The sequence below is a fragment of the Enterobacter cloacae complex sp. IR53030 genome (assembly GCF_049238365.1).
Lineage (GTDB): Bacteria > Pseudomonadota > Gammaproteobacteria > Enterobacterales > Enterobacteriaceae > Enterobacter > Enterobacter kobei.
In genome coordinates, this window is sequence record NZ_JBMKHA010000029.1 from 1 (window position 1) to 24,876 (window position 24,876).

Annotated in this window: 23 protein-coding genes and 3 tRNA genes; 8 read left to right on the forward strand and 18 right to left on the reverse strand. The window is 47.5% G+C overall.

Translation table 11 applies throughout. The features are described 5' to 3' along the window. Positions 1 to 101: 101 nt before the first annotated feature. From ACOTXR_RS22135 to ACOTXR_RS22155, 5 genes are read right to left on the reverse strand one after another with little or no spacing between them, the layout of a single operon-like run. Positions 102 to 857 carry a M48 family metallopeptidase gene (locus tag ACOTXR_RS22135; protein ID WP_222834565.1) on the reverse strand — a complete coding sequence of 252 codons (756 nt, stop codon included), beginning with the start codon at positions 855 to 857 and terminating at the stop codon, positions 102 to 104. Beyond that, entirely contained in the window at positions 854 to 4,138 is a 3,285-nt protein-coding gene (locus tag ACOTXR_RS22140; protein ID WP_222834858.1) for a type I restriction endonuclease subunit R, read from the reverse strand. Before ACOTXR_RS22140 ends, ACOTXR_RS22135 begins: the two co-directional genes overlap by 4 nt. A 52-nt stretch (positions 4,139 to 4,190) precedes the next feature. Then, entirely contained in the window at positions 4,191 to 4,874 is a 684-nt protein-coding gene (locus ACOTXR_RS22145) for a YecA family protein (protein WP_045619632.1), read from the reverse strand. After that, a complete protein-coding gene (locus tag ACOTXR_RS22150) occupies positions 4,871 to 6,136 on the reverse strand; it encodes a restriction endonuclease subunit S (RefSeq protein ID WP_047719921.1) in 1,266 nt (421 codons plus the stop codon). The genes ACOTXR_RS22145 and ACOTXR_RS22150 overlap by 4 nt, the downstream gene beginning before the upstream one ends. After that, complete coding sequence (locus ACOTXR_RS22155) at positions 6,126 to 7,649, reverse strand: type I restriction-modification system subunit M (RefSeq protein WP_222834566.1); 1,524 nt, start codon at positions 7,647 to 7,649, stop codon at positions 6,126 to 6,128. Before ACOTXR_RS22155 ends, ACOTXR_RS22150 begins: the two co-directional genes overlap by 11 nt. A gap of 306 nt (positions 7,650 to 7,955) precedes the next feature. Here ACOTXR_RS22155 and ACOTXR_RS22160 point away from each other — a divergent pair, with 306 nt between their 5' ends. From ACOTXR_RS22160 to ACOTXR_RS22190, 7 genes are all read left to right on the forward strand, one after another. Continuing rightward, positions 7,956 to 9,005 carry a hypothetical protein gene (locus tag ACOTXR_RS22160; protein WP_421767117.1) on the forward strand — a complete coding sequence of 350 codons (1,050 nt, stop codon included), beginning with the start codon at positions 7,956 to 7,958 and terminating at the stop codon, positions 9,003 to 9,005. Positions 9,006 to 9,364: 359 nt separating this feature from the next. Continuing rightward, positions 9,365 to 10,486, forward strand: coding sequence for a tyrosine-type recombinase/integrase (locus ACOTXR_RS22165; protein ID WP_222834567.1), 1,122 nt, complete (start codon positions 9,365 to 9,367; stop codon positions 10,484 to 10,486). Positions 10,487 to 10,624: 138 nt separating this feature from the next. Continuing rightward, positions 10,625 to 10,813: a helix-turn-helix transcriptional regulator gene (locus ACOTXR_RS22170; RefSeq protein WP_063135760.1), complete on the forward strand. Its 189-nt coding sequence runs from the start codon at positions 10,625 to 10,627 to the stop codon at positions 10,811 to 10,813. 31 nt (positions 10,814 to 10,844) lie between these two features. Beyond that, the gene (locus ACOTXR_RS22175) at positions 10,845 to 11,447 is read left to right on the forward strand and encodes a hypothetical protein (RefSeq protein WP_222834568.1); all 603 of its coding nucleotides are present in this window, start codon (positions 10,845 to 10,847) and stop codon (positions 11,445 to 11,447) included. A gap of 59 nt (positions 11,448 to 11,506) precedes the next feature. Next, positions 11,507 to 14,107, forward strand: a complete 2,601-nt coding sequence (locus ACOTXR_RS22180) for a hypothetical protein (protein ID WP_410023221.1) — start codon at positions 11,507 to 11,509, stop codon at positions 14,105 to 14,107. A gap of 262 nt (positions 14,108 to 14,369) precedes the next feature. After that, positions 14,370 to 15,296: a helix-turn-helix transcriptional regulator gene (locus ACOTXR_RS22185; RefSeq protein WP_222834569.1), complete on the forward strand. Its 927-nt coding sequence runs from the start codon at positions 14,370 to 14,372 to the stop codon at positions 15,294 to 15,296. Further along, entirely contained in the window at positions 15,289 to 15,684 is a 396-nt protein-coding gene (locus ACOTXR_RS22190) for a hypothetical protein (RefSeq protein WP_222834570.1), read from the forward strand. Before ACOTXR_RS22185 ends, ACOTXR_RS22190 begins: the two co-directional genes overlap by 8 nt. Positions 15,685 to 15,765: 81 nt before the next feature. Here ACOTXR_RS22190 and ACOTXR_RS22195 read toward each other — a convergent pair whose 3' ends face one another. From ACOTXR_RS22195 to ACOTXR_RS22225, 7 genes are all read right to left on the reverse strand, one after another. After that, positions 15,766 to 16,158, reverse strand: a complete 393-nt coding sequence (locus ACOTXR_RS22195) for a hypothetical protein (RefSeq protein WP_023293999.1) — start codon at positions 16,156 to 16,158, stop codon at positions 15,766 to 15,768. A gap of 42 nt (positions 16,159 to 16,200) precedes the next feature. Further along, a complete protein-coding gene (locus ACOTXR_RS22200) occupies positions 16,201 to 16,521 on the reverse strand; it encodes a hypothetical protein (RefSeq protein ID WP_045331642.1) in 321 nt (106 codons plus the stop codon). An 85-nt stretch (positions 16,522 to 16,606) separates the two neighbouring features. Then, positions 16,607 to 16,843: a DeoR family transcriptional regulator gene (locus ACOTXR_RS22205; RefSeq protein ID WP_077871873.1), complete on the reverse strand. Its 237-nt coding sequence runs from the start codon at positions 16,841 to 16,843 to the stop codon at positions 16,607 to 16,609. Positions 16,844 to 17,138: 295 nt separating this feature from the next. Further along, positions 17,139 to 17,573, reverse strand: coding sequence for a DUF2787 family protein (locus tag ACOTXR_RS22210; protein WP_222834571.1), 435 nt, complete (start codon positions 17,571 to 17,573; stop codon positions 17,139 to 17,141). A gap of 87 nt (positions 17,574 to 17,660) precedes the next feature. Next, entirely contained in the window at positions 17,661 to 18,176 is a 516-nt protein-coding gene (locus ACOTXR_RS22215) for a hypothetical protein (protein WP_222834572.1), read from the reverse strand. Positions 18,177 to 18,201: 25 nt separating this feature from the next. Beyond that, entirely contained in the window at positions 18,202 to 18,573 is a 372-nt protein-coding gene (locus ACOTXR_RS22220; RefSeq protein WP_021536919.1) for a hypothetical protein, read from the reverse strand. Between the two features lie 376 nt (positions 18,574 to 18,949). Beyond that, complete coding sequence (locus ACOTXR_RS22225; protein ID WP_047601065.1) at positions 18,950 to 20,152, reverse strand: site-specific integrase; 1,203 nt, start codon at positions 20,150 to 20,152, stop codon at positions 18,950 to 18,952. An 80-nt stretch (positions 20,153 to 20,232) separates the two neighbouring features. Between ACOTXR_RS22225 and ACOTXR_RS22230 the strand changes: the two genes are divergently transcribed. Then, a complete protein-coding gene (locus ACOTXR_RS22230; RefSeq protein ID WP_063160733.1) occupies positions 20,233 to 20,973 on the forward strand; it encodes a hypothetical protein in 741 nt (246 codons plus the stop codon). Positions 20,974 to 21,214: 241 nt separating this feature from the next. Here the strand turns inward: ACOTXR_RS22230 and ACOTXR_RS22235 are convergent. From ACOTXR_RS22235 to uvrY, 6 genes are all read right to left on the reverse strand, one after another. Further along, positions 21,215 to 21,301, reverse strand: a tRNA-Leu gene (locus ACOTXR_RS22235). A gap of 11 nt (positions 21,302 to 21,312) precedes the next feature. After that, positions 21,313 to 21,386 (reverse strand) — tRNA-Cys (locus ACOTXR_RS22240). Positions 21,387 to 21,432: 46 nt separating this feature from the next. Continuing rightward, positions 21,433 to 21,508, reverse strand: a tRNA-Gly gene (locus ACOTXR_RS22245). Between the two features lie 152 nt (positions 21,509 to 21,660). Then, positions 21,661 to 22,209, reverse strand: coding sequence for a CDP-diacylglycerol--glycerol-3-phosphate 3-phosphatidyltransferase (gene pgsA / locus ACOTXR_RS22250; RefSeq protein ID WP_008500348.1), 549 nt, complete (start codon positions 22,207 to 22,209; stop codon positions 21,661 to 21,663). Positions 22,210 to 22,265: 56 nt separating this feature from the next. Beyond that, positions 22,266 to 24,098: an excinuclease ABC subunit UvrC gene (uvrC, locus tag ACOTXR_RS22255; protein WP_032636125.1), complete on the reverse strand. Its 1,833-nt coding sequence runs from the start codon at positions 24,096 to 24,098 to the stop codon at positions 22,266 to 22,268. Continuing rightward, positions 24,095 to 24,751 carry a UvrY/SirA/GacA family response regulator transcription factor gene (uvrY, locus tag ACOTXR_RS22260; RefSeq protein ID WP_023330806.1) on the reverse strand — a complete coding sequence of 219 codons (657 nt, stop codon included), beginning with the start codon at positions 24,749 to 24,751 and terminating at the stop codon, positions 24,095 to 24,097. Before uvrY ends, uvrC begins: the two co-directional genes overlap by 4 nt. Positions 24,752 to 24,876 lie beyond the last annotated feature (125 nt).

Here is a 24,876-nt window from a genome sequence, read left to right on the forward strand (position 1 = left end):
AGAAACAGAAGCCACTGGAGCACCTCAAAAACACCATCATACACTAAATCAGTAAGTTGGCAGCATCACCGACAAATGAGCCCATTGGAATAGGTTAGAAACTACATATCTGCCAACAACATCCCAGCCATACCATCCAGTCGCTTCTTGACCTTTTCCCACCCCGGCATAACCTGCCCCATCAAGCGGTAAAACTCCTCACTATGGTTGTGCTCAGCAACATGACATAACTCATGTAGCAAGACATAATCGATACATTCTGAGGATGCCTTAACCAGCCATGGATTCAGGGTCAGACAACCTTTCGCAGAACAGTTTCCCCATTGCGTTTGCATCGCTCGCAAACGTATCGGCGGACGCTCACTAACCCAAAGGGTCTGCGCAATCAGTAAATCAAGCCTGCGCTGAAAAACATGTCTGGCACGTTCCCGATACCATTCAGCCAGCAACGCTTTAATCTTTTCTGCCGATTTGTGTCTGACAGTCACTTCCAGACGCCCACGCAACATTTTCACTCGTTGCGGCACAGTAGCGTCTTCTGTCACTTTCAACTGATATTGCTTACCGAGATAATAATGGCTTTCTCCGCTGACATACTGACGCGGAACAATGTGTGTCTGTTGCTCCCTGAAATCACGCAGTTGCTGGTATATCCAGCGCCCTCTTTTTTTCAGCGAAGACAACAGCTCGTGCTCCGGTGTTTCTGGAGGTACAGAGACAATAACCCGGCAGTCCGGATGCACCTTGATGAGCACCCTGCCCTTTACGACCTGACGCGGAACACACTGTACGACGATGACCTCATCACCATAGACAATGCGTAACGCTTTCATTGATGGCGATTCTTTTTCACTCATGATTTCATCAAACCAACGCGCAGTATCTGGATGATGGTTTCCACAATACGGTTAACCTGATTCATTCCGGCACCAATTTCCCGGCAGGCCGTAAACAGCAGTGGTAGCAGACTTGTCTTAACGACTTTCTCAATGTCCTGGGGGTTCAGGGAGTTTTCTGCCACCGCTTTGACGATAATGTTGTCCACTTCAAAAGCCAGCTTGGTCCACTTATCCTGCACCTGAACGTCGTTTACCGCAAAAACCTCAGGTAGCTCTTTTTTAAATACACCGTAATACGCCTGAGCATGCTTGTTTACCGCCAGTGCATCCGGGATATCGCTGAGCTTACGGGCTTCAACCTGTTCTTCAAATTCACGGAACAAAAGGTACTGTTTCAGCGGATGGTCAAACAGTTTTTCAGCCTCTTCGATAGCCATACGCAGGAGTTTTGAAAATGCCTCCTGAGCATACGGGTCATCACGCAATTCCTGCTCAATCATCTTCGTCACGCGGGTTTTAATGATGTCGGTTTCATTGCGGGTTTTGTTGCTGTCCCACTCTTCGGGCTTTTCGCTCTTGCCCATTTTACCGACTTCATACACGCCATCCGGTTCACGAACCTCAACGCCGGTGACATGCTTATCCAGCAGTTTTTTCACCTGCTCAGCGTAGTCGTCATAATTGACCTGCTCCCCACTTACCTGCATCGCCCACTGGCGCAGGCTGGACATCTGTTTTACGGTTTCTTTATAGAGATTTCGGTCTTGTTCCGTAAAGCTCTTGTCGGTGAAGAAGGTAGCGGACTGCAGTGCCACTTTCAGGCATCCGGCAAAGGCCGTTAACGCCTCGAAGAAATCATCACGGGTTTTCTGATGGATATCGACCATCTCTCCGTCACGTTCTTCCATTTTAGGCACCAGTACCGCACGTAACTGCTCAGTATCATTTTTGTTTTTAACACCGGCAAATATGGCCCACAGCTGGTTATACAGATGCGGTAGACGCTTGTATTCAGAGCTCATGGCGCTGTACAGCCCGTCAATATCCTTGATGTCGTATCCTCCCTGCGTTCGGGAGGCGAGGTCCTGATATTTGCCGATAGTCGTGTCCAGTTCAGCCAGAATGCCGCGATAATCAATCAGCAGGCCAAACTTTTTCAGTGGATGCAGTCGGTTCACCCGGGCAATCGCCTGGATAAGGTTGTGGGACTTAAGCGGCTTGTCGATATACAGCACGGTATTCTTCGGTTCATCAAACCCGGTGAGCAGTTTATCAACAACAATCAGCAATTTGAGCTTATCATCAGTATCGAAACGACTGATGATATTGCGGGTATACACAGACTCATCCTGCGTGCCGACATTATCCTTCCACCATTTCGTCACTTCCGGCAGTTTGCTTTCATCCACCTCGGTGTTCCCTTCCCGGGTATCCGGCGGACTGATAACTACAGCTGATTCAAATAATCCCGCTTCATCCAGATACTTTTTATACTTAATTGCAGAGATTTTACTGTCGCAGGCAAGTTGCCCTTTCAGTCCCTCATCAATGTTTTTCGAGAAGTGTGTGGCAATATCGAGAGCAATCAGACGGATGCGGTCATCTGCACTGTAGACCTCACCTTTACGGGCATATTTACGTTTAAGGTCGGCTTTTTGCGCTTCGCTTAATCCATCGGTAATACGGTCAAACCAGGCATCTATTGCCCGATCGTTAACCTCAAGGTCGGGAATACGTTCTTCATACAGCAAAGGTGTAACGGCTTTATCTTCTACCGCTCGCTGCATGGTATAAGCGTGGACAATCGGCCCGAATTTATTGGTGGTCTTATCTTCTTTTAGCAATGGCGTACCAGTAAATGCTACAAAGGCGGCGTTCGGCAGTGCCAGTTTCATTCGCACATGGTTCTCACCACCCTGGCTACGGTGTCCTTCATCAATCAGAACGATGATATCGGGGCTGGTATTGACGCATTCAGGAAGTTTTGTCGCTGAATTAAATTTCTGGATTAGGGTGAAAATGATGCGTTCTTTACCGGAGCCAATCTGTTTCGCCAGCATCTGCCCGGATGTCGCCATTGCATTGGCTTTGTCTTTTTTCCCGGCCAACTCGCCGCCGGATGCAAAGGTACTGCTGAGCTGTTCTTCAAGATCGATACGGTCCGTCACCACCACGATACGACACCGCTTCAGGCTGTCATGAAGAATCAGCGCCTTGCTGAGGAACACCATGGTGTACGATTTGCCAGAGCCGGTGGTATGCCAGATAACACCACCTTCCCTGCCCCCATCGGGTCTGCGGGTACTGATGCGCTCCAGCAGTCTTTTAATACCGAACACCTGCTGATAGCGGGCGACAATTTTCCCGGTCTTTTTATCAAACAGAGTGAAGAAGCGGGTCATCTCCAGCAGACGTTCCGGCGAAAGCAGGCTGATGAGCAATTTGTCCTGTCCACTGACAGCCAGTTCACCGGCGGCGATTAACTGTTGGTACCAGTTGAGATCGGCTGATGGACGATGATCAAACAACGCATGAATTTGTTCAGTCGATAACTGATGGTTGCGCAGCGCATACATCTGCGGATCGGTAATATCTTCTTCGCGCCATGCCGCCCAGAATTTCATTGGCGTATGGCATGTACCGTAGCGCCCGTCATGACCGTTAATCGAAAGTAATAACTGGCTGTAGACAAACAGCTGCGGGATTTCATCGTTGAACTGGTTGCGGATACTCTGGGATATCCCCTCGTCAATGGTTGGCCCTTTCTTGCCATGACCAGCCGGGCTTTTCGCTTCAATAACAGCCAGCGGGATACCATTAACAAAGCAGACAATATCTGGCCTCCGGGTTTCAACACCACCTGACCGCAATACCGTAAATTCTTCAGTAAAATGGAACTGGTTATTTTCCGGATGTTCCCAGTTGATCAGCGCAATGGTGGGGTTGACCTTCTTGCCATCGACAAACTCCGTGACGGCGATACCGTAGAGCAGATGGTTATACATCCGTTCATTGGCTTTGAGCAGCCCTTCATTCAGCGCCGGAGAACAGACCTGTGATATCAGGTTATCCAGTGCTTTTTCCGATAACTGGCAGGTTTTGCCACCCGCCATAAAGGAACGCTTCGACAGCTCTTCACGCAGAACCGGACGCAGCACCACCTCATCCTGTTTATAGCCCCGGTAATCCATAATCTGTTTCGGAGATAAAAACGTCCAGCCGAGGCTGGTCAGTAACGTCAGTGCCGGAATTTTGGCGCTGTATTCTTCCTGGAATTTTGGCGTGTACGTCTGGTTCATCATTAATCCTTTTCTTTCTGGCGCTACTCGCTACTGGTCACATGAAGATTCATCAATGCAGACAGCACTTCTTAAATTTTTTACCGCTGCCACACGGACACGGGTCATTTCGCCCGGGCATGTTTTCTGCCCCCTTCACTGGAACAGGCCGGGATGATGCCTCTGACATTCTCACTGACAACCAGTACTGATAAAGTGCCAGTGCAGCAGGCTGAATAAGGGAAATACTTTTCTCAAACTGCTCTCCGGTCATTTTCTCAAGTACAGGAAAATTCTTCTCCACGCCATGAAGAGCGATCACTTCCAGAGAAGGCCGTAACTCACCGGGAAGACCAGACCAGTCATCCAGTGACTTTCCTTTCATATAACCAAAACACCACTCTTCCACAATGGTATATTTTTCCCCCTTTACCTCACGCTCATTGAAAATCGGCTCAAACAGTTCAGGGGCGTCATAAAGGCAACCAGCGATATCGTTCATATGCTGAAAACACAGCCCCACAAAACGCGTCATCTCTTTTTCAGTGGTCCAGCGAGGGTGGTAATCACCTCGCCCCCAGATAGCACTGAGCCAGGTATTAGGGGAAATCGTATTCGGGCCAGAGACAATCGCTGTCAGAAAGCCATCCAGCTCAGAGAAACAGAGCACAGAGTCATCATTGCCGTATTTCAGCAACACCTCTTCCAGCCAGTCGATTTCCCGGTCAGTCAGTGGACCGCTTTTCGTCAGTTTCATTCGGCAACCGCCTCATCGACCTTAACACGACGTTTGCCAGTCAGTAGCTGTTGCATCAGGGCTTTTTTCTCATCTCTCAGGCAGGCGAGTTTTTTCTCAAGTGTGGAGATTTCAGCATCTGCAGCAGAAAGTACGGCTGCGATTTTTTGCTGTTCTTCAACACAGGGGAGTTTAAGCTCTAACTTTATCAATTGCCTTTTTGAGAGGTTGTAGCGAGTTGCTCCCTGACCTAATGTCGAAATTTGACGGCGTACATGTTCACTACGGAATAGGTAACGAGCATATTTTGGAATAAGAGTCTCGAAGTTATTCAATCGAAATCCGAAGCAAAATGAGTTTAAGAAAACCTCACTAACCTCTTCCAATAAAACCGAAGACATCCCAACCTCTTCTGGCGTCTCCGATGATGTAGTGAAAAATATATCGCCGTACTTTACAACGGATTGGCGCTCATCATCATTAACCTGTACGTACTCTAGGTTTTGAATATCGATTCTGGAATTTTTGAAAATATTGATGTAAGGGATATATGGCTTACCTGCACCAAAATCCTCCTTGGTCTTCCCTGTTAAACCGGTATAGGTATCACCCAAGTTGCCGAAAATGGTATATTCCCACTCCCCACTAAACCTCACCCCATTCTCATCCCGCAACCGCTTCCTTCCAGTAAGCAATTGCTGCATCAGGGCTTTTTTCTGCTGCTGACTGTTGGTGAGAAGCTTTTCCGTCACCGAAATCGCCTTATCCCAGATTGACAGGATTTCCGCGATTTTTTTTTGTTCCGCCAATGGGGGGATAAGAACTGGTAACTCCTGTACCTGTTTAGCGGATAAGTTAGCTTGCTTCGTTCCACCTGGAAATGAATACAATACAGATAGAATCAACTCACTCCGGAGTAGGTTCAAAATATAACCAGAGCTCGAATTATTTTTAGGAACTATCTTTAGTACCCGCTGGTTTAGCAATGAGTATTGAGTGTTTGAAGGAATTTCAACTGTAAAACCATAGTCACGTTTTCCCATTGTGCCCGTCATAGACATGACTAAATCACCTGGCTTCACCAAGAACTTTTTATAGTCAACTTTAAAGGAGTCCGGTAAATACACAGGGTTACGGTTTAAATCTAAAGAATTCTGGTATAGATTGCCCATCCTAAGCAAAGGAATACCTGTTGGAACAAAATCTTCACTTCTAAAGGCATATCCCATAATTGTATCTGCCAAATCATTTAAGGTTCCAAGCGTCCACCCCTTAGGCACCATAACCCAACTCCTCCAGATAACCCGCCATCTGCATTTCCAATTTCGCCAGTTCCGCTTTCAGTTGATCACGCTCAGCACGCACGGCCAGCAAATCAATCTCGTCTTCTTCTTCAAAGGTATCGACATAGCGCGGAATATTAAGGTTGTAATCATTGTCCTGAATCTCCTTCAGGCTGGCGAGATAAGCATATTTCTCGACGTTATCCCCTTCACGATAGGTGTTTACGATCTTCTGGATATTTTCTGCGCTGAGCTGGTTCTGGTTTTTTCCCGCCTTATATTCACGGCTGGCATCGATAAACAGCACCTTGTCATCAACTTTCTGCTTTTTGAAAATCAGAATCGCAGCCGGAATCCCCGTACCGTAGAACAGTTTTTCCGGCAGACCAATTACCGCATCCAGCAAATTTTCGTCGATCAGTTTCTGGCGAATTTTACCTTCGCTGGAGCCACGGAAAAGCACACCGTGTGGCACAACTACGCCCATACGGCCAGTTCCCGGTTTCAGGGTTTCGATCATATGCGAGATAAAAGCGTAATCTCCTTTAGTCTTCGGCGGTACACCGCGACGAAAACGGCCAAACTTATCGTTCTCGGCCTCGTCATGGCCCCACTTATCGAGGCTGAACGGTGGGTTAGCGGTCACGATATCAAACAGCATCAGGTCGCCATTTTTATCGAGCAGCTTCGGGTTACGAATGGTATCGCCCCACTCGATTTTATGGTTGTCTTCCCCGTGCAGGAACATATTCATTTTCGCCAGCGACCACGTAGAACCGATCGCTTCCTGACCGAACAATGCATAGTTACGACTATCATGCCCGGAGACAATTTTACGCCCACACTTCATCAATAATGAACCGGAACCACAGGCTGGATCGCAGATGGTATCACCCGGTTGCGGATCGAGCAGTTCTGCAATCAGGTCCGAAACTTCCGGCGGGGTATAGAACTCCCCGGCTTTCTGCCCACCGCTGGCGGCAAAGTTTTTGATCAGGTATTCGTAAGCATTGCCGATAACGTCCAGCGTACCGACACGACTCGGCTTCAGGTTGAGATCTTCACCGGCGAAGTCTTCCAGTAGCTGACGCAGGATGGTGTTTTTCTGTTTTTCTTCACCCAGACGGTCAGTGTTAAACGAGATATCCTGGAACACGCTTTTCCCGGCATCTTTAAGTTTGGTACCGTTGGCTTCTTCAATGGCATGTAATGCCTGATCGATGCGCTCACCGTTGCCAGGCTCATGACGTCGCTCGTACAACGCATAGAAACTGGCGCTTTTCGGCAACACGAAGCGCTCGTTCGCCATCATCGCTTCAATCAGTTCCGGCTCATCACCATATTGCACTTTATATTCGTCGTAGTGATCTTGCCAGACATCCGAAATGTACTTGAGGAACAGCATGGTAAGGATAAAGTCTTTATAGGTATCAGCACTGATGGTGCCACGGAACGTATCACACGCTGCCCACAGGGCTTTGTTGATCGTGTCCTGACTGATTTTGTCGTTCATGAATAATCCTGCTATGAAGGAAAGCTAACGATACAGGGCGTTGCATCGTAAAATTTGTGATCGATGATACCTCAAGAAGCGCCCCTGGACACACCTGAATCACAGTTTCTTTAGGGGGATTGTCCACCTGATACCGACAGATGACTTGCTGATCCCCTCATGTTTGCAAGTTAATAAATTATAATGATATTAGAAGGATAGACTCGATGTAAGCCATGGTGTAAAACTTCCGTTGGGGTAATGTTATACTCCCTTAACTCTCAACCAGCCAGCCTCACTAGGCATTGCATCACAAAGGACTTTATTATGTTCGAAACTTATCTGGATCTACCCAACCGCAATGCTAAAAACGCACGCCTTCTCGCAAACTATCAACCCGATATTGATGCCCTGTCTGATCTCTTCTCTGAAACTGATTTGCTAAATTTGATGCTCATAACCGATTCAAATGGCGATATATGGATGAAACCCTCGAGCGACATAATCAACGTCATCAACTCATCGGCGATAATGTCTAATCAGATTAATTTTTTTCAGGATACAACTGTTCTGAAAAAATGGTGTGAGCTTCAAAGTAAGGAATTTTCCCGACTGGCAATAGAGATTTATGCTCACAAAGTGAAACGCCAGAATAAAATACCCAAGCATGTAATTGATAAACTAGATTTGTTCATTGAAAATGAATTTCGTTATGTAGAAGTTAATGGCCATCCATTACTTATGCCCTTCATGGAATTACTTGCTGACATGGTCACCCCTGCAACGTTTAGCACCCTTGATGGTTTTTCCTTTGATGGAAAGAAAGCCATGCGGGAATATGTCAGATCGATTAAATACTATAAGTTATATATCACAAAACACTTAACATCAGAGGATTGGCTCAATAAATTCCATGAAGTTCAAGAGCTTAAACCTGAAGAAACTTCTTGGTTAGTTTTTTCTCATTTTTGTGAAAAATACCTTTTCAATATAATCAGTAAGACACTCGATGATATGAGAGCGAAGTTAATCATCGTTGATGACTATCTTCATCACCCCAATATGGTCATGTTAATCATATTGGCCATGTTACCTTATGAGATAATGCAGCCTGTTATATCCTATGAAAATTATAAAAACTCGCTTACTAATCCAGATACTTTCATTGTGAAAAGCACGATCAATCTTGGCAAAGCCAATTTGACAGGATATACAAAAGACATTGAACAGCTCCACCGTAAAGCCTACATTTATATTGCATTACTACTGAATCCTCAATGGATGCCGACTTCTAAAGAAATTATTTATTTTCTAGAGGGGCATAAATACTCTGAGGTTAAGGAGGGTGCGAATAAGTACCCTCCGCAACGAAAATGAAACTTTTAGTCAATTAAATTCAATCACTTACATAGGCGTTTTTTTGCGTTTGGTGACTTATTCGCACCTTCCTTAAAGGATTTTTAAAATTCCCTCCGATAACAAAGACCCCGACTCCATCACCTGATTCTCTGATTAATGATATTACCCGACTCAGTTCAGTAAACTACGTCGAGAAACTTATAGCGCGAGCGCATAATAAATAAGCACTGCAAATATCGCTTCACTATTTCTATTTCTCTCATTTCCTACAGTTTATCACTCTTGCAAATTGACATGATGAACTGTTAAAATGACAACTCGCAATTAGCTCACCTTTCATCGTATTTTTCCTGGCACACATTCACAGGAGAACTACGATGTCCATTATTGATCTGCGTTTCAGCACTAAATCACTTCAGCAACTACAGCATCCGACGACTGGTTGTCAGGAATACCGTGATATTCACTGCCCCCATCTGAGGGCGCTGGTCTATCCCAATCAAATCACGCTCGCGTTTCGGGCGACCATCAACAATCAGCGTATTTATGAAACGCTGGGCACTTTCCCGCATCTTGATATTGAAGATGCCCGCCTGAACACTATGATTCGGCTTGGTAATAAAAAACGCCTTGCCATACAGTCCCGCCGTCATACCGTCGAGCAGGCTATCAACGAGTTGTGGATTCCTGATATGCAGTTATATAAGAAAAGTCCACAGTCTGAACTATCGAAGCTCAATCGCCATATCCGTCCCTTCTGGGGGAAACGTCGCCTCTGTCATATCACCCCAGGGGAAATCGAAAAATTCGCCGCTGGCCTACGACCGAAATTAAGCCCGGCAACAATAAACCGCCTTCTGGCTCTGCTCTCAAAGATATGCTCTCTGGCTGTACGCGCTGAATGGATAAATCATTCTCCGATGACCCACGTTCGTTATCTGAAAGAGAACAACGTCCGGTATCGCACACTTTCTGCCACTGAAATTCCATTATTTATTGCTGCCGCTGAGGCCCTGAATACGCCCGCTGCTGATGCCATATTGCTTGCACTCTATACCGGTATGCGTATTGGTGAAGTTTGTACGCTGAAATGGGATTACTGGCATCCAGATGCACAGCAATTACTTCTTCCGGATACGAAATCAGGGCACCCATTCACCTGCCCGCTTGCAAATCCCGCAGTGGTCATTATTCAGCGACAGGCACAACTGGCACTCAGTACGACCTGGATTTTTCCACGCATTACCGACACGACTCGTCAACTGAGCTATCCGCGTGAAACCTTTGCACGTATCTGTCGGGATGCCGGTATAGAAAACCTGCGCATGCATGACCTTCGCCGGACGTTTGCCACCCGCGTGCTACAGGCAACCAGCGATATCGCCATGGCTTCCAGATTGCTGAATCACCATTCACTCACGGCCACCCGCCGGTATGCCTTTCATAATACTGCAGACTCTCAGGCGGTAGTATCACAAGTTGTTGATACATTTAAATAAAGTAAATCTGACAGCATGAGCTGTGAGTTTTATGGCGTGTAATCAAACTGTGCAGCTCGTATGGTTAGAGCACACCACTGCAGGGCCCGGCAGTGACTGACAACCCCCTAACGACTTTTAGCTCTGAGGAGCCCTGATATGTACCTCAATAGTAAAGAACTTGCGCAACGCTGGAGAATTTCGCCCAGCACGATTGCCAGCGATATCACCCGAAATCCGGCCAAGCTCCCTCCGTTCATCCGGCTGGGACGTGCGGTCCGTTTTCCCTTGGCTGAGGTGGAAGCCTGGGAAAAAAAGCAACTCACGAACATCCAAATTTCACGTTAGTTAAATTAATTTCTGATAAGGCGAAAAAATCATGACAACCGCAACAACACTCAGCACTGATTACCTGGTGAACTCAAGCGATAAGATCATCCCTGTCTCTGATGTCAGTGGCATCAGTATCGCTGAAAACCGGCTGTACTTTATAGGCCGAGCAAGCCGTGCACTGTACATTGAGCACTTTGATTCGGACGATGCTGCGAAAGCCGCATTTACCATCTATGCCAGCATTTTCAAAAGCAGCCTGTCTGACGAGGCTATTTACGAAGGAAATAGCTGCATTGCCCGACTGCGATTCGTATACGGTATCAGCCTGTTCCAGAACGATGAGCAGGCTACCCTCATGATCACTAACCGTTATGGCGGAACGCTCGTCAGTGAATCAGCCAAACCTGACACTCTTGATGAGGCATTTCAGGAACTGGCTACCACTCTTGGTGGTCGCGAATTTGAAGTAATGCACTTTCGTTGGGTGCATGCCAATTGTCTGCTTTCATCGCGACTCCTCCCAATGGTTGAAAAAACCCCCAACGGCGTCGTCATCAAAGTCAACGACAAGTTCGTATCTTTCGTAGCAACGGAAGACGAAGAACACAAAGACCAACTGTTTAGTGAAATTCGTACAGCCCTCGTCTAATTCCCCCTTACTTCTCGGTGCCAGTAATGGCACCGTTCACCTGAATAAGAGAACCTCCAATGATTGACATGAATGCACTGCTCGCAGAGGCGGCGGGAGTGACGCAACCTGTCGCCCGCTCTGCTAAAACGCTTGATAACTTTCCGTTAATACCTCAAAAATCAAAAAATCGACTGGACGTCAGCAGCGAGCTACATCTTGATATCGGCTTTGATACTGAATATGTCTATAACCCACAGACAAAGCAAAACGACATTCTGTCTTATCAGAGTTATGTCGTGCTGCCTGATGGAACGGGTGTTCCCGGAATCCTGTATCCCGCCAGCGCCCACAAAAAAGATCGCCTCTCCCTGAAAAACTTTCTCGCGCAAACCCTGACGCCGCTATTAAAGAATGATCAGATTACCGAATGGCCGGGTTCGATTACGCTGTATGCTCATTTCCTGCGGGCTGATGTTGCCTCGTTTGCCAATTTCTGGAGCGATCACAAAATACTGCTGAAAGGAATTCGCAGCACAGTTAGCAGTTTTAAAAACCGCTACGGTATTGATTTTGATGAAGTCGAAACTCGTCGTGAAAAAAATAGCCTCATCACGTTTGATAAACGGACCAGCCCGCCTCGTTGCAGCAATGTGACGTTCACCGATACGTTGTTGATCACTCCTGGTGGGATGGGGCTGGCGGAATGTGGCCAATTACTTGGCCTGCCGAAACTAAACATTCCAGCACCTTATTCAATCAGCGATATGCGCCAGTATTTAAAAGGCGATCGACGCGGTTTCGAAGCCTATGCAGTTCGTGATGCCGAAATTGCCGTGCGCTATGCATTACAGGTGAAATCGTTCTGCACTGAAAGTCTGCTGATTGAGCGCGTCCCCACCACGATTGGTGCGATGGCTGTTTCCCGGTTTATCAAAACCATTAAGGAAAGCGGCCAGTCTCCTGAAGTCTGTATGGGAACCTGGACGGAATCGCGCCAGCGCTGGAACCCGGACACTCAGGGATTCAGAACATTGAAATCGACGCAGAGTATACCCGCAAGGGAACTCTATGAGACGTTCGCCATAAACTGCTATCACGGCGGTCGAAATGAGTGCTTTATGATGGGCATCACCCCTGAAAGCCAATGGTATGACTACGATTTGGCAGGCGCATACACCACAGGCCTGTTAGATGTTTTGCAACCCGATTATGACAATCTTTATACGAGCCAAAATCCTGAGGAATTTTGCGGACATACCATGGGATTTGCGCTGGTCAGTTTTCGATTCCCCGACACAGTACGTTACCCCTGTCTGCCTGTCAGAACAGACCAGTATGGGTTGTTTTTTCCCTTGACGGGTGAGTCATGGGCGACCGCCCCGGAAATAGCCCTCGCACTGTCTCTGGGTGCGGAAATAACTATTCAGCACGGTATTATAATCCCATGGCGTCAGTATAAATCTGATAATGCCTCGTCCCCGACAAAACCAGCAAGCTCCGTGTTTTTACCCTTTGTGCAACAGGTACGCGAAAATCGTAATCGCCATGATAAAGGGTCTCTGGAGGAAAAATTCTGGAAAGAGATCGGAAATTCACTGTATGGAAAACTCGCTCAGGGTCTTCACGCAAAGACTGCATTTGATACCGCCCGTGGGCTGAACAGCCCTCTGCCGCCTTCGTCAGTCACCCAGCCATTTTTTGCTGCACATGTCACGGGATTTGTCCGCGCGGTGGTGGGCGAGTTGATGAATGCACTTCCGCCGAATGCAATAGTGGTCAGTGTGACTACAGATGGTTTTCTGACAGATGCCTCTACCGAGAATATCGATATGTCTGGTCCGTTATCGTCACGTTTTCAGGCGTTATGTGACATTGCGGATCCGGGCTCGTCTATGCTGACCTGTAAACATCAGGTCCGACAACTTGTCGCCATGAAAACCCGGGGACAGTTGACCTATAAAGAACTTGCAGGCTACCCAATAGTACACGCCCGTGCAGGCGTTAAACCGCCTGCTGATATTCCACGCGACGACTATAACCGCTATATGGTGGACCTCTATCTTAACAGGGCTCCGGGTCAGAAGCTTCGCAGGGGCTCTCTCATTTCAACCCGTGACATGTGGTTGAATGAAAGCGACCTTGTCGCTGTTGAGTCCGAGATCAGGTTAAACCTGGAATTCGACTTCAAACGCCAATTGATAACACCCACTATGAATGAAGGGCATTTGTTAATGCATTCCCGTCCGTGGGATGATATGTCACAGGCACTTAAGCAACGCCAGCTATTCGATGACTGGCGGCAGACACATGCATTGAAAGATGAAGCCGAGTGGGAAGACTGGTGTGATTTTCTCTATTGCAGAAACGTTTTTACCCCACTGAAACTAAAAGTAGGACAAAATCGAAGCGATGATGTCCTTGTTCGCCTTTTCCTGCGGGCCCTGGCTCAACATCAATGGGGGCTCACGCCGGACGACAGAAAGCGGCAAACCAGTGTTGAGATAGCTGCATGGCTGGTCGAAGCAGGCTACTCTGTGACACCCAGTGATGTTAAAAATGCAGGTCGGGCTAAGCTCCCACCCATTATCTTTGGTTCGCTGACTTCCCGAATGACTCGCCTGATGGACCATATAAAGCTGAAATATCCTGGCTTCGCATTGCCCTCGGTAGTTTTGTAAATCCTTCACGCTGAATACCTGTTTGCTAAGCCCACTCTCCCTGTCGTGGGCTTTACTGTTTGGGGGTAATGAGGCACCGGTAATAAAGCTGCTTCCCGCAACCACCACAACATGGACAGGTTGAGTCCACAAAAACCATACAGAAAATATATCACTGAATTTTATGGTTTTTATTTTTTAGAAATCCTGCTTCAGCCTGGACTCATCTTGTCCAGCACCCTGCTGAAAATATCCTTCCAGCTTCAATTGATTGGATGCCTGAATGGATAAGCATGACAAACTTGGGTATCGCCTTGGATTGATACTGACTCGCCTTAACAACGGTGAATCAGTCACGGTGAGTGGGCTCGCTGAAGAGTTTAATGTCTGTGATAAGACCATCCGGCGTGACCTCACGCAGCGGCTGGCTTATCTCAACCTTCTTCGCAGTGGTAAGAAATATCATCTTCCCGTTGGTGTTCTGGGACAGCGCAGCAATACTGACTTGCGCCGCCTTACGCGTATTCTGGGTATTGAAGGGTTATTTCCACGCTGGGATGACCGCCTGTTAGGCATATTGCTGGGCAATGCCGAAAATAATCCGTTTCTGATCAAACAGCGTCCCTACGAAAATTGTGGGGTTTTTATGTCTACGTTGAATACATTGTCAGACGCGATTCGCGGCAGCAAAAAAATAAGCTTTATGTATAAAGCGAAAAGTTACAGCGCCATTGAACCCTATCGTCTCGTCAGTGACAGAGGGATCTGGTATCTCGCTGCCATTGAGGGAGGAGTGCTGAAAAGTTTCGTCATTTCAGCGATGAAACAGGTTCTCCCCAGTAACATGTCATTTGCCATGTCGCCGGAAATTCATCTGCAAATCGAGAATGCGGAAAGTATCTGGTATGGCGCAGAGCTTACTGAAGTACTGATGTCAGTTTCTGCACGTGTAGCCCCGTGGTTCTTGCGCCGCGCGCTGTTGCCGGGTCAGGAAATTATTCACACTTCCGCAAGCGGTGATTTGCTCGTGATTTCACGGGTGGCTCACTTCGGCCAAATTATCCCTCTCATCAAATACTGGATGCCCGAGGTTGAAGTTCTAAAACCAGCATCGATTCGTAATCAGGTTACGCAAGACATACGCCTTGCCCTGAAACGATACGAGCAGAATGAAAGTACGGAATCAACCGGAGATACCTCTAATGAATAAAGATGAAAAAGCGCTCGAGAATTTTTTCGAAAACATAGCAACGGACTTACTCAGCGGTCTTCTTGACGCCAACGATAATGAACAGAATGCGCATCTTAAAGCCTGGCTTGACGCGCCATTCAATGTAGTTCCCGAAAACCTACTCAGGCATGCCGAGATGATTTGCAATCACTTCAGTGCTGGTGAAGACGGTCATTTGTTAATGCACGGTATTGATGATCAACTGGCCGCAATGAACCTTTCCCGCAAGGAACGCTTCAGCCCTATGAAAAAAGGGATCGTCGGTTACGCGGCACCCCGTGATCTGGAAAAAGTGAATGCCTTGCTAAAAGTAATTATTTCTTATTACGAGTGTGCATTAATCAAAGCGAAGATGGGTGCTGATTAAACAATTAAATTTTTAAAAACATTATTGTTGATTATTTTCTGTAAAAAAATGCGGGAGTGATTACTCCCGCATACTTTATCGTCAAAGTTTAACTAACCCTGCTTTAATTGCCAGACGGACACATTTATTGGCCTCCTGCATAATCACATCCTGGGGATATCTGTTCATTTCTCGATACCCATCAGATTTAGCCATGCGGCCTTCCATTCCGGCATTATCCAGAATGGTCTTCCAGGCATCCCGAATTTTCTTTGAGTCCTTTTCACCTACTCCACCGGAGAGTGTGCCAAATAGCTCTTTGGCATTACTGTTGAGATTTTTGTATTCCGCAGCATTTGGATCCAGCAACATCGCCATTTGAGTTGACTGGCGAGTTGCTTCATAACAACGCCCTGCTGTATCAAGTGAAACAGAAGCGGCTATTGAGGTGACAGGCACGATGGCCGCAACACATCCGGCAATTATCTTTTTCATATCATGATTTCCCAATTGGGTGAGAAGGATTATCTGTTCTCACTACTGTCTGTTTGATGGTTTTCGGTAAAATGTCACACACTTATCTGCAAACGCTGCCTGCTGGTATGCCCGAGGCAGTTCATTCTCCAGGGCGATGGTGTTTTCATTAATAGATTCTTCGTCAACGCCATAACGTTGTAGTTCTCCCTCCAAATATTTATATATTTCAGCAGTGACTTTTTTATCTGACTCCATGAGTTGCCTGTTTATACTGTCCATCGCAAGATAACAGGCTACACGGTTATTTACCTGAACAAGCCCGGCATGCGCCTGCGACAGAAAACCTGTGAATAACAGAGCCGCCATTATCGTTCTTTTCATCTTACATCCTTAATTAAGGTGGTTTATTTGGTTCATTGCAGAGCCTAATGCAATGCGAGGACAGGTTATGTCCATGTAGAGAAAATTATTTGAATATTCCTTGCCTGACTCGCTCTCTTATCAGAGGAGCCAACCGCACTTTCCCGGGAGAAAGAACCTCCGTTACTGTTTCCACCCTCAATAAGTCCCGTCGTCCTGTCCGACGGGAAACAGAAAACTGCTGGCAAATATCATTAACCGACAGAGAATTGCCGGTATAGAGCTGGAGCAATATCCACCCCAGTCTTTCAGCGATCTTCTCGCCTCGTGACTGACGCATCATGGGTACCTGTCTAGTTTTGTTTCAACAGTCCATCGGCCAAAATCGCCACTAACACACTGTAATATCGATGTTATTTATGCGGTGTAAAACTGCCGTTGGGGTAATGGAGTCATCGTTATCACCCTGTCACTGAGGAATGCGCCATTTGGGCCTAAACCACGAGGGATCTGAGATCCCCCGTGTCTGCACATGTTTATGCGAACAGCCAAGAATAAGAGATATCATCCCCATGCTGTGATGCACGCCGCATGCAGAAAATTACAAAGCCGCCCGCTTTCTTCCTGTTCATAACGGGTCAACAACTTTCCACAGTTACCGTTACCTGGTAAACCCCCATTGCCAGGTATTCAATAAAATTACTCTCCCATAAAGACCAGAGCTCATTCATCTCTGTTGTTATCGAAATATCGCCAATCAGATAATGGAAGACGTAATGACCCGACCAGCAAAAGTCTATTTCCTTTTCCAGTTCAGGATAGACTCGCCCCATGTAACTAAAGTCTGTGACATAATCGAAATACCACTCGTTATCCTTACGGATGAAACGCATTTCAACCGGATGAAATCCGCCGGATTCTGCACTGTAGTCCGGGTCACGAAAATTAATGACTACTGCCCTGACCGATGTTTGCTGAGATTGTTCTGCCAGAAGCGTAACGATGTGCTGCTGAAATAATTTAGTGACAGGCAGCGATAATCCTGCCTGTTTTAAGACATACTGGGTTTGCATAATGAATATTCCTGAAAAAGATGAATGGTGGTGAGTAGCTGTTTCTGGTTGTATGAACGTACGGATAAAGAATTAATCCTCCGAGATCTATTCTCGATCACCAATTTTGCTGAGTGTTTTCAGTCTTACCCGCCAGTCAGCATATAAAACATGCGTAAATAATTTCTCCGGATGCGCCTCCAGCAGGCATATATCTGGCGAGCGTAGAACAGCAGCCAGAAAACCAGCATTATTGGCACTAGCCCCTTTAAACAGCGGTCTGAATACACCAGATGTGAAGCCCGTTGTCGGTTGAACTTCGAGTACACTTTCAATCTTAGAAAGTGGGACCCAGTCTTTAGAGAACAATCCACCGCTGCCATTTGCCATGAGACGCAGGTAAAGTTCATTATCCGTTTCAGACATAGCCAGTTGCCATGTCAGAATACCGCTGGCTTTAGGGCTGATTTTTTCCGCCTGACCTGATTCAATTAGCAGCTTATAACTCTCTTCAGGTAATATTTGGCCATCTTCAGTGATACCTTTTTCAATATCACTTAAATCATTATTTAACTCCTGCTTCTCGTGTTCATTATTATTTTTCCCTAACTTTGATTTTCTCATTTTCATCTCCTGATTTTAATCTGATTTACAGACGGGATTCCGCCATAGACATTAATGTGTCAATCCCCTTCAAAGGGCATTCCGGATGAAATAGCAGATAAATACCATTTCCATTATCTTCTGTAATTGATAGCATCAAGTAATATTCATCTGTCAGATGGACCACGAACTCAGGGTTTGCAATTAAATGATGAATTACATCCAGTACGTGTCGTTTAATATCTTCGGGAACATCACCGGGTTCAATGTACATTAATGTTACACCCACCTCGCCCCAAAAATTCATTGCGGAAAGTTCATCATCAAATGGGAGTATCAGTTCTTTTCTCAAAACAGACATAACTGAATCGGGAAGAAGGAGCGACGGCAGGTCTTGCCAGTTCGAGATAAATTTCATTGAATAATCCTCATAAACAAAAAACCCGATACGTTTTAAGTATCGGGATTACATAGACAGGGTAAAGAATCTGGAATTGCCTTCAGTGGTCATCTATATTCTTTCATAATATCCACAATCCTTGCAGATAAGCACTGGCGCATTATTCCTTTCACGCTGTTCAAGGAATCCAAATAGACGCTGTATCGCCCTGATGATTTCTTTAAGCAATTCTGGTAATTGCTCCGGGCTAATATAACCGGATGTCGATGTCAGAAACCGGTCATCGCGAGTCACCTTTGCTATATTTCCGGCAGTTGCTGTGACTGTATTCCGACTACCGCACTTAGGGCACTTTAACGGCATAATCATTCTCCACGTTTAAGAGATGCAAAAATCACTGTTCTTTACTGGTAGCTACGGGGGGTAAAAGAAGGTCGGTAACACCCTGCCCGGTCTGACGCATTCGCTCTGGTGTCAGTTTTGCGTAGCGCTCCGTACTCTGAATACTGGCATGCGCAAGCTGGGCTTTAACGTCATACAGACTGTACTGTCCGCTGGAGACAAGTAATGATGCGACGGAATGGCGCGTAGTGTGGAAACAGACTTCACTTTTATCTATCCCGCACTCTGCCAGTATTTTTTCATAGGCCCACCGGGGTTCTGATATTGGTTTTCCATTATCTTTTACGGCAAACAGATAGGGGTTGCTGCCAGCCCGTGGGATCGAATCAATAATGGATAATGCAACATCACTGAGATACACAGTTCTGCTGCGACCATTCTTAGTATAAGGAATGAATAACGACCTGTTATCCCGATCAATATGTTTGTGCATGACATTCAGCATTTCTGATTTGCGTGTACCGGTTAACAGCAGCATGGCTATCAGTCCCCCGGCTGCCTTATTGGGGTATCGTGCCGCAGCGTCGAGGATCCTTCTGATCTCATCGGCGTCAAAAAAGCGCGTCCGCTGATTATTCTCCTTCAGCAAAGGGATCTTATCGGCTTCATTCTTCTCTAAGACATCCTGTCGTAGCGCATAACGCCCCATAGTTTTCAGAATAGCCAGTGCCCTGTTACAGGTAGACGGTGCATACTGCTGGCCGTGAATACGACCCTCAAGCATGTCGAAAAGCACCTGCTGGATTTCCCGGGCCCGAAGGTCGCAGTAACGTATCTTCCCCAGACGAGGTTCAATGTATTGCGTGAAACGCTGAACATCCTTATCCCAGGACTTTTTATGGCGCTTGATGAACGGAACATAGGTCAGGTGAAAAAACTCACTAAGCGTTGGCATCGCACGATAATTATCGCGCTCTGCCTTAGGGTCATTTCCCAGTGCAATCGCCTCCTTGTGACGACGGGCTATCTGACGGGCTGTCCCCACATCAATTTCAGGGAATCTGCCAATACTGATACTTTTTTTGGTACCGTGGAATGTGTATCGCAGGAGGAAACGTTTGTTACCCGTTCGACCTGAGAGGCATTTGAGGCCAATGACCTCAGTATCGGATACCTCAAGCTCTGTAGATCGGGTATCTGTGTTTGCCGGAAGGGCTTTGATGGATGAATTGGTGAATCGGAAGGATTTTTGCATATTTATCCTCATGTATCTAATTGATATCATGAAAATAATATATATCTGAAGGTGTTTTTATTACGGGGCAGGATTGAAGAATGGAAAGGCTATTAGACGCGTACAAACGGATATTACAGGAAGTTGACGCCCAGTCATTTAACCTGAATGAAGATAAATACTCAGGCGTCTTTTTACCCGTGCCGTTTGAAGAATACTGGCATTCACCGGTAAAAATCATGCTGGTTGGACGTGAAACCGCAGGCTGGAATACGCTGAATGGTAAGAATACGATATCACGGGTGTTGGGACTTATACCTGACGTCACCATCGGGCAAGTGGTTGAAGAAGCTGTAGATCGTTACAGGAAACATCTTCCGGTACAAAATGATGGCACCACCAACCTCAAATCACGTAGCCGCTTCACGCAATATCATTTCAGGCTGGCCCGGGAGCTTAATATTCCTCCTCAGGCTATCGTGTATGCCAATCTACTGGCGTGGGATTACGACGGACTGACCCCTCTCAATCGCCCTCAAAATGAAGTGCAGGAAGTCATATTAGCCTCGCTGAAGCTGCTGGCGGTACAAATTAAACACCTTGAGCCTGATTTCATCATCTTTGCATCCGGAGCCCGGAGAACAGACTACATCATAAAACAGGTGCTTACTGAGCTAGGCGGCTATGAGACTTCTTCAGTCATACCGGGGAAGCTATGGGAGTTCAAAACAAGTAATGCAATCTGTTTCAGAATTGCCCATCCAAGGGCTATGCGCGGACACCAGAAGTACAGAAATGAGGTGATTGCACGAATTAAGCAACTTTGTACTCAGGGTGGCTAGAGCATTACAGCTTGCTCAGCAGGGTCCCCTTCCCGGAAGAGTACCGGAAAACAGGCAAAACGACCTGGTTCTCTATGCTGGAGGCGACACGTTCGATTCGGCATTACCACGCTGGAGATTGCAGCTCATTGCACCCCGTGAGCACAGGATATGCACAGGGCGTGAATTTCAGGCACAAAAAAACCACCCGTAGGTGGTTTCACGACACTGCTTATTGCTTTGATTATTCTGCTTTTTCCCATGGTAGCCGGAGTGGGACTTGAACCCACACAGCGCGAACGCCGAGGGATTTTAAATCCCTTGTGTCTACCGATTCCACCATCCGGCCAGGGAAGAAAGTGGAGGCGCGTTCCGGAGTCGAACCGGACTAGACGGATTTGCAATCCGCTACATAACCGCTTTGCTAACGCGCCGTAAAACTTTTCTAACTGACACCCGCTACTGCGCATGTCTTTAATCTGGAGCGGGAAACGAGACTCGAACTCGCGACCCCGACCTTGGCAAGGTCGTGCTCTACCAACTGAGCTATTCCCGCATGTCATCAAGTCAACTTCTAAACACTTGATTTCATTATCGTCCGGCTTACTGTGCCGCCGTTCGATGCGTTGCATTCTACTGATATGACGTTATGAGTCAACGTTATTTTTTGCTTCCCTGGATCGTTTGCTGAAAATTACGGCGAAACGATCACTGATCAAGCAAATCCCCGCGCGCAGCGTTCAAATATTGCAGCATTGACCACAACGTCAGCACTGCCGCTACCCACAGCAGACCAATTCCCGCCCACTCAACCCAGGCGTTTGGACGCCAGAGCATCCAGACCAGCGCCGCCATCTGTGCGGTCGTTTTCACTTTCCCGATCCAGGAGACCGCCACGCTGCTGCGTTTACCCAACTCCGCCATCCACTCACGCAGCGCAGAAATGATGATTTCACGGCCGATCATGGTTGCCGCAGGCAGCGTCACCCACCAGGTATGATAGTGTTCAGCCACCAGCACCATCGCGATAGCAACCATGACCTTATCCGCTACCGGATCGAGAAACGCGCCGAAGCGGGTGCTTTGATTCCAGCGACGCGCCAGATAGCCATCAAACCAGTCCGTTACCGCTGCGATAAGGAAGATCAATGCGCAGGCAAAAGGTGCCCACACAACCGGCAGATAAAACGCCAGCACAAAGAACGGAATGAGTACAACACGAAAGAGAGTGAGCAACGTAGGGATATTATATTGCATAGTGACGGTAACTATTTGTTGTCAGTAAAATTTAGCTCTATGTTGCTACAGAGCCCTCAATGTTTCAACGAGTAGTAGATCTTTTCTGCCAGCCCTTGCGAAATACCCGGCACTTTTGCAATTTCCTCCATGCTGGCGTTGAGTAATCCTTGCAATCCGCCCATATACTTCAGCAGCATCTGGCGACGTTTTGGCCCGACGCCCTCAATGGTTTCCAGAGTACTGGTATTTTTCACCTTCGCCCGTTTTTTACGGTGCCCGCTGATAGCATGGTCGTGCGATTCATCGCGAATATGCTGGATGACATGCAGCGCCGGGGAGTCTGGCGGCAGACTGAAGCCCTCACCTTCCGGTTCGAAGAACAACGTCTCCAGACCCGCCTTACGATCGGCCCCTTTCGCCACACCTAACAGCAGCGGATGATTTTTGTCCCACTCAACGTCGAGTGATTCAAATACCGCTTTCGCCTGGCCAAGCTGGCCTTTACCACCGTCAATCAGGATCACATCCGGGATCTTGCTCTCTTCAATCGCTTTACCGTAACGACGACGCAGCACCTGATTCATGGCGGCATAGTCGTCCCCCGGCGTAATGCCGGTGATGTTATAGCGTCGATACTCGGCGCGCAGCGGGCCATTAGCATCAAACACGACGCAGGATGCTACCGTCTGCTCCCCCATCGTATGGCTGATATCGAAACACTCCATACGTTTCACTTCCGGCAACCTCAGGAGCGTTGCCAGCGCGGTTAACCGCTGGCTGACCGTCGATTGCTGAGACAATTTTGTGGTCAGCGCCGTCGCCGCGTTGGTCCGCGCGAGCTTCAGATAACGCGCCCTGTCGCCGCGGGGTTTGGTTTGTACGTTGACCCGACGGCCCGCCAGCTCGGAAAGCGAATCGGCCAGCAGGGTTTTATCGTCAAGGTTGAAATCGAGCAGGATCTCCGAGGGGAGCGTGCGCATCTGGCTTCCCTGTAGATAGAACTGGCCGACAAAGGTTTCCACCACTTCCCCCAGCTCGGTGCCACCAGGCACTTTAGGGAAATAGCTGCGGCTGCCGAGTACTTTGCCCTGGCGGATAAACAGCACGTGAACACAGGCCATTCCGGCGTCAAAGGAGACGCCGATAACGTCGAGATCGTCACCGGTATTCGAGACAAACTGTTTCTCGGTGACCCGGCGCACCGCCTGAATTTGGTCACGGATCCGTGCGGCCTCTTCAAACTCAAGTGCGGCGCTGGCTTTTTCCATCCGCGCGATCAGCTGGGTTAACACCTGATCGTCTTTTCCGGCTAAGAACAGGCGTACATAGTCCACCTGCTGGGCATACTCATCTTCACTGACCAGCCCGGCGACACAGGGGCCCAGGCAGCGTCCAATCTGGTACTGCAGACACGGACGCGAGCGGTTACGGTAGACACTGTTTTCGCACTGACGAATCGGGAAGATTTTTTGCAGCAGTGCGAGCGTCTCCCGCACGGCATAGCCATTCGGGAAAGGACCAAAATATTCCCCCTTCGCGTGTTTTGCACCACGGTGCATCGCCAGACGCGGATGGGTATCGCCACTCAGGAAGATAAAGGGATAGGATTTATCGTCCCGCAACAGCACGTTATAGCGCGGCTGATAGAGCTTTATATAATTGTGCTCAAGCAGCAGAGCTTCGGTTTCGGTATGCGTGACGGTGACATCAATATTATGAATGAGAGAGACCAGCGCTTCAGTCTTACGGGAGGCAAGGTTGCTGCGAAAATAGCTGGAAAGGCGTTTTTTAAGGTCTTTCGCCTTCCCCACATAGATAACCGTACCGCCAGCGTCATACATCCGATAGACGCCAGGCTGGCTGGTTACCGTTTTCAGAAATGCTTTTGAATCGAACACATCACTCACTGACTTAACAACGTCTCCGCATTACATAAACCATGTCGGATGGCCAGATGAGTCAGTTCAACATCACCATGAATGTTCAGTTTACTGAACATTCGATAACGATAGCTGTTCACCGTTTTCGGGCTGAGGTTCAGCTGTTCCGAGATCTCATTTACCTTCTGACCTTTCGTGATCATCAGCATAATCTGCAATTCGCGCTCAGACAAACTGGCAAACGGGGACTCGTTTTTCTCGGGTTCGATCTGGCTCAAAGCCATCTGTTGCGCAATGTCAGAGGCGATGTAACGCTGCCCGGCAAACACGGAGCGGATGGCATTGACGACCTCCTGCGGAGCGGCACCTTTGCTCAGGTAACCGGCCGCACCCGCCTGCATCACTTTCGCAGGCAGTGGATTTTCAGTATGCACGGTCAGCATGATGACTTTGGTATCTACGAAGGTACGCGCAATTTTGCGCGTTGCCTCAAGGCCACCGATGCCGGGCATGTTCATATCCATCAGCACCACATCGGCGGAGTTTGTGCGGCACCATTTTACGGCATCTTCCCCACAGCACACCTCTCCGGCAACTTTAATCCCTTTTATATCTTCAAGAATGCGTCGTATCCCTGCGCGCACCAGTTCGTGGTCATCAACAAGAAGGACGTTGATCAAAGGAAATGTCTCCAGAATAGGGATAACGCTACTGAGTGATAATTTGGTTTATATTAACGGTTTTCCTCACAAGATTAAAACGTTAAAAAATCGGCTATTCGATTTTGCTCTCGTTTTTGGAAATT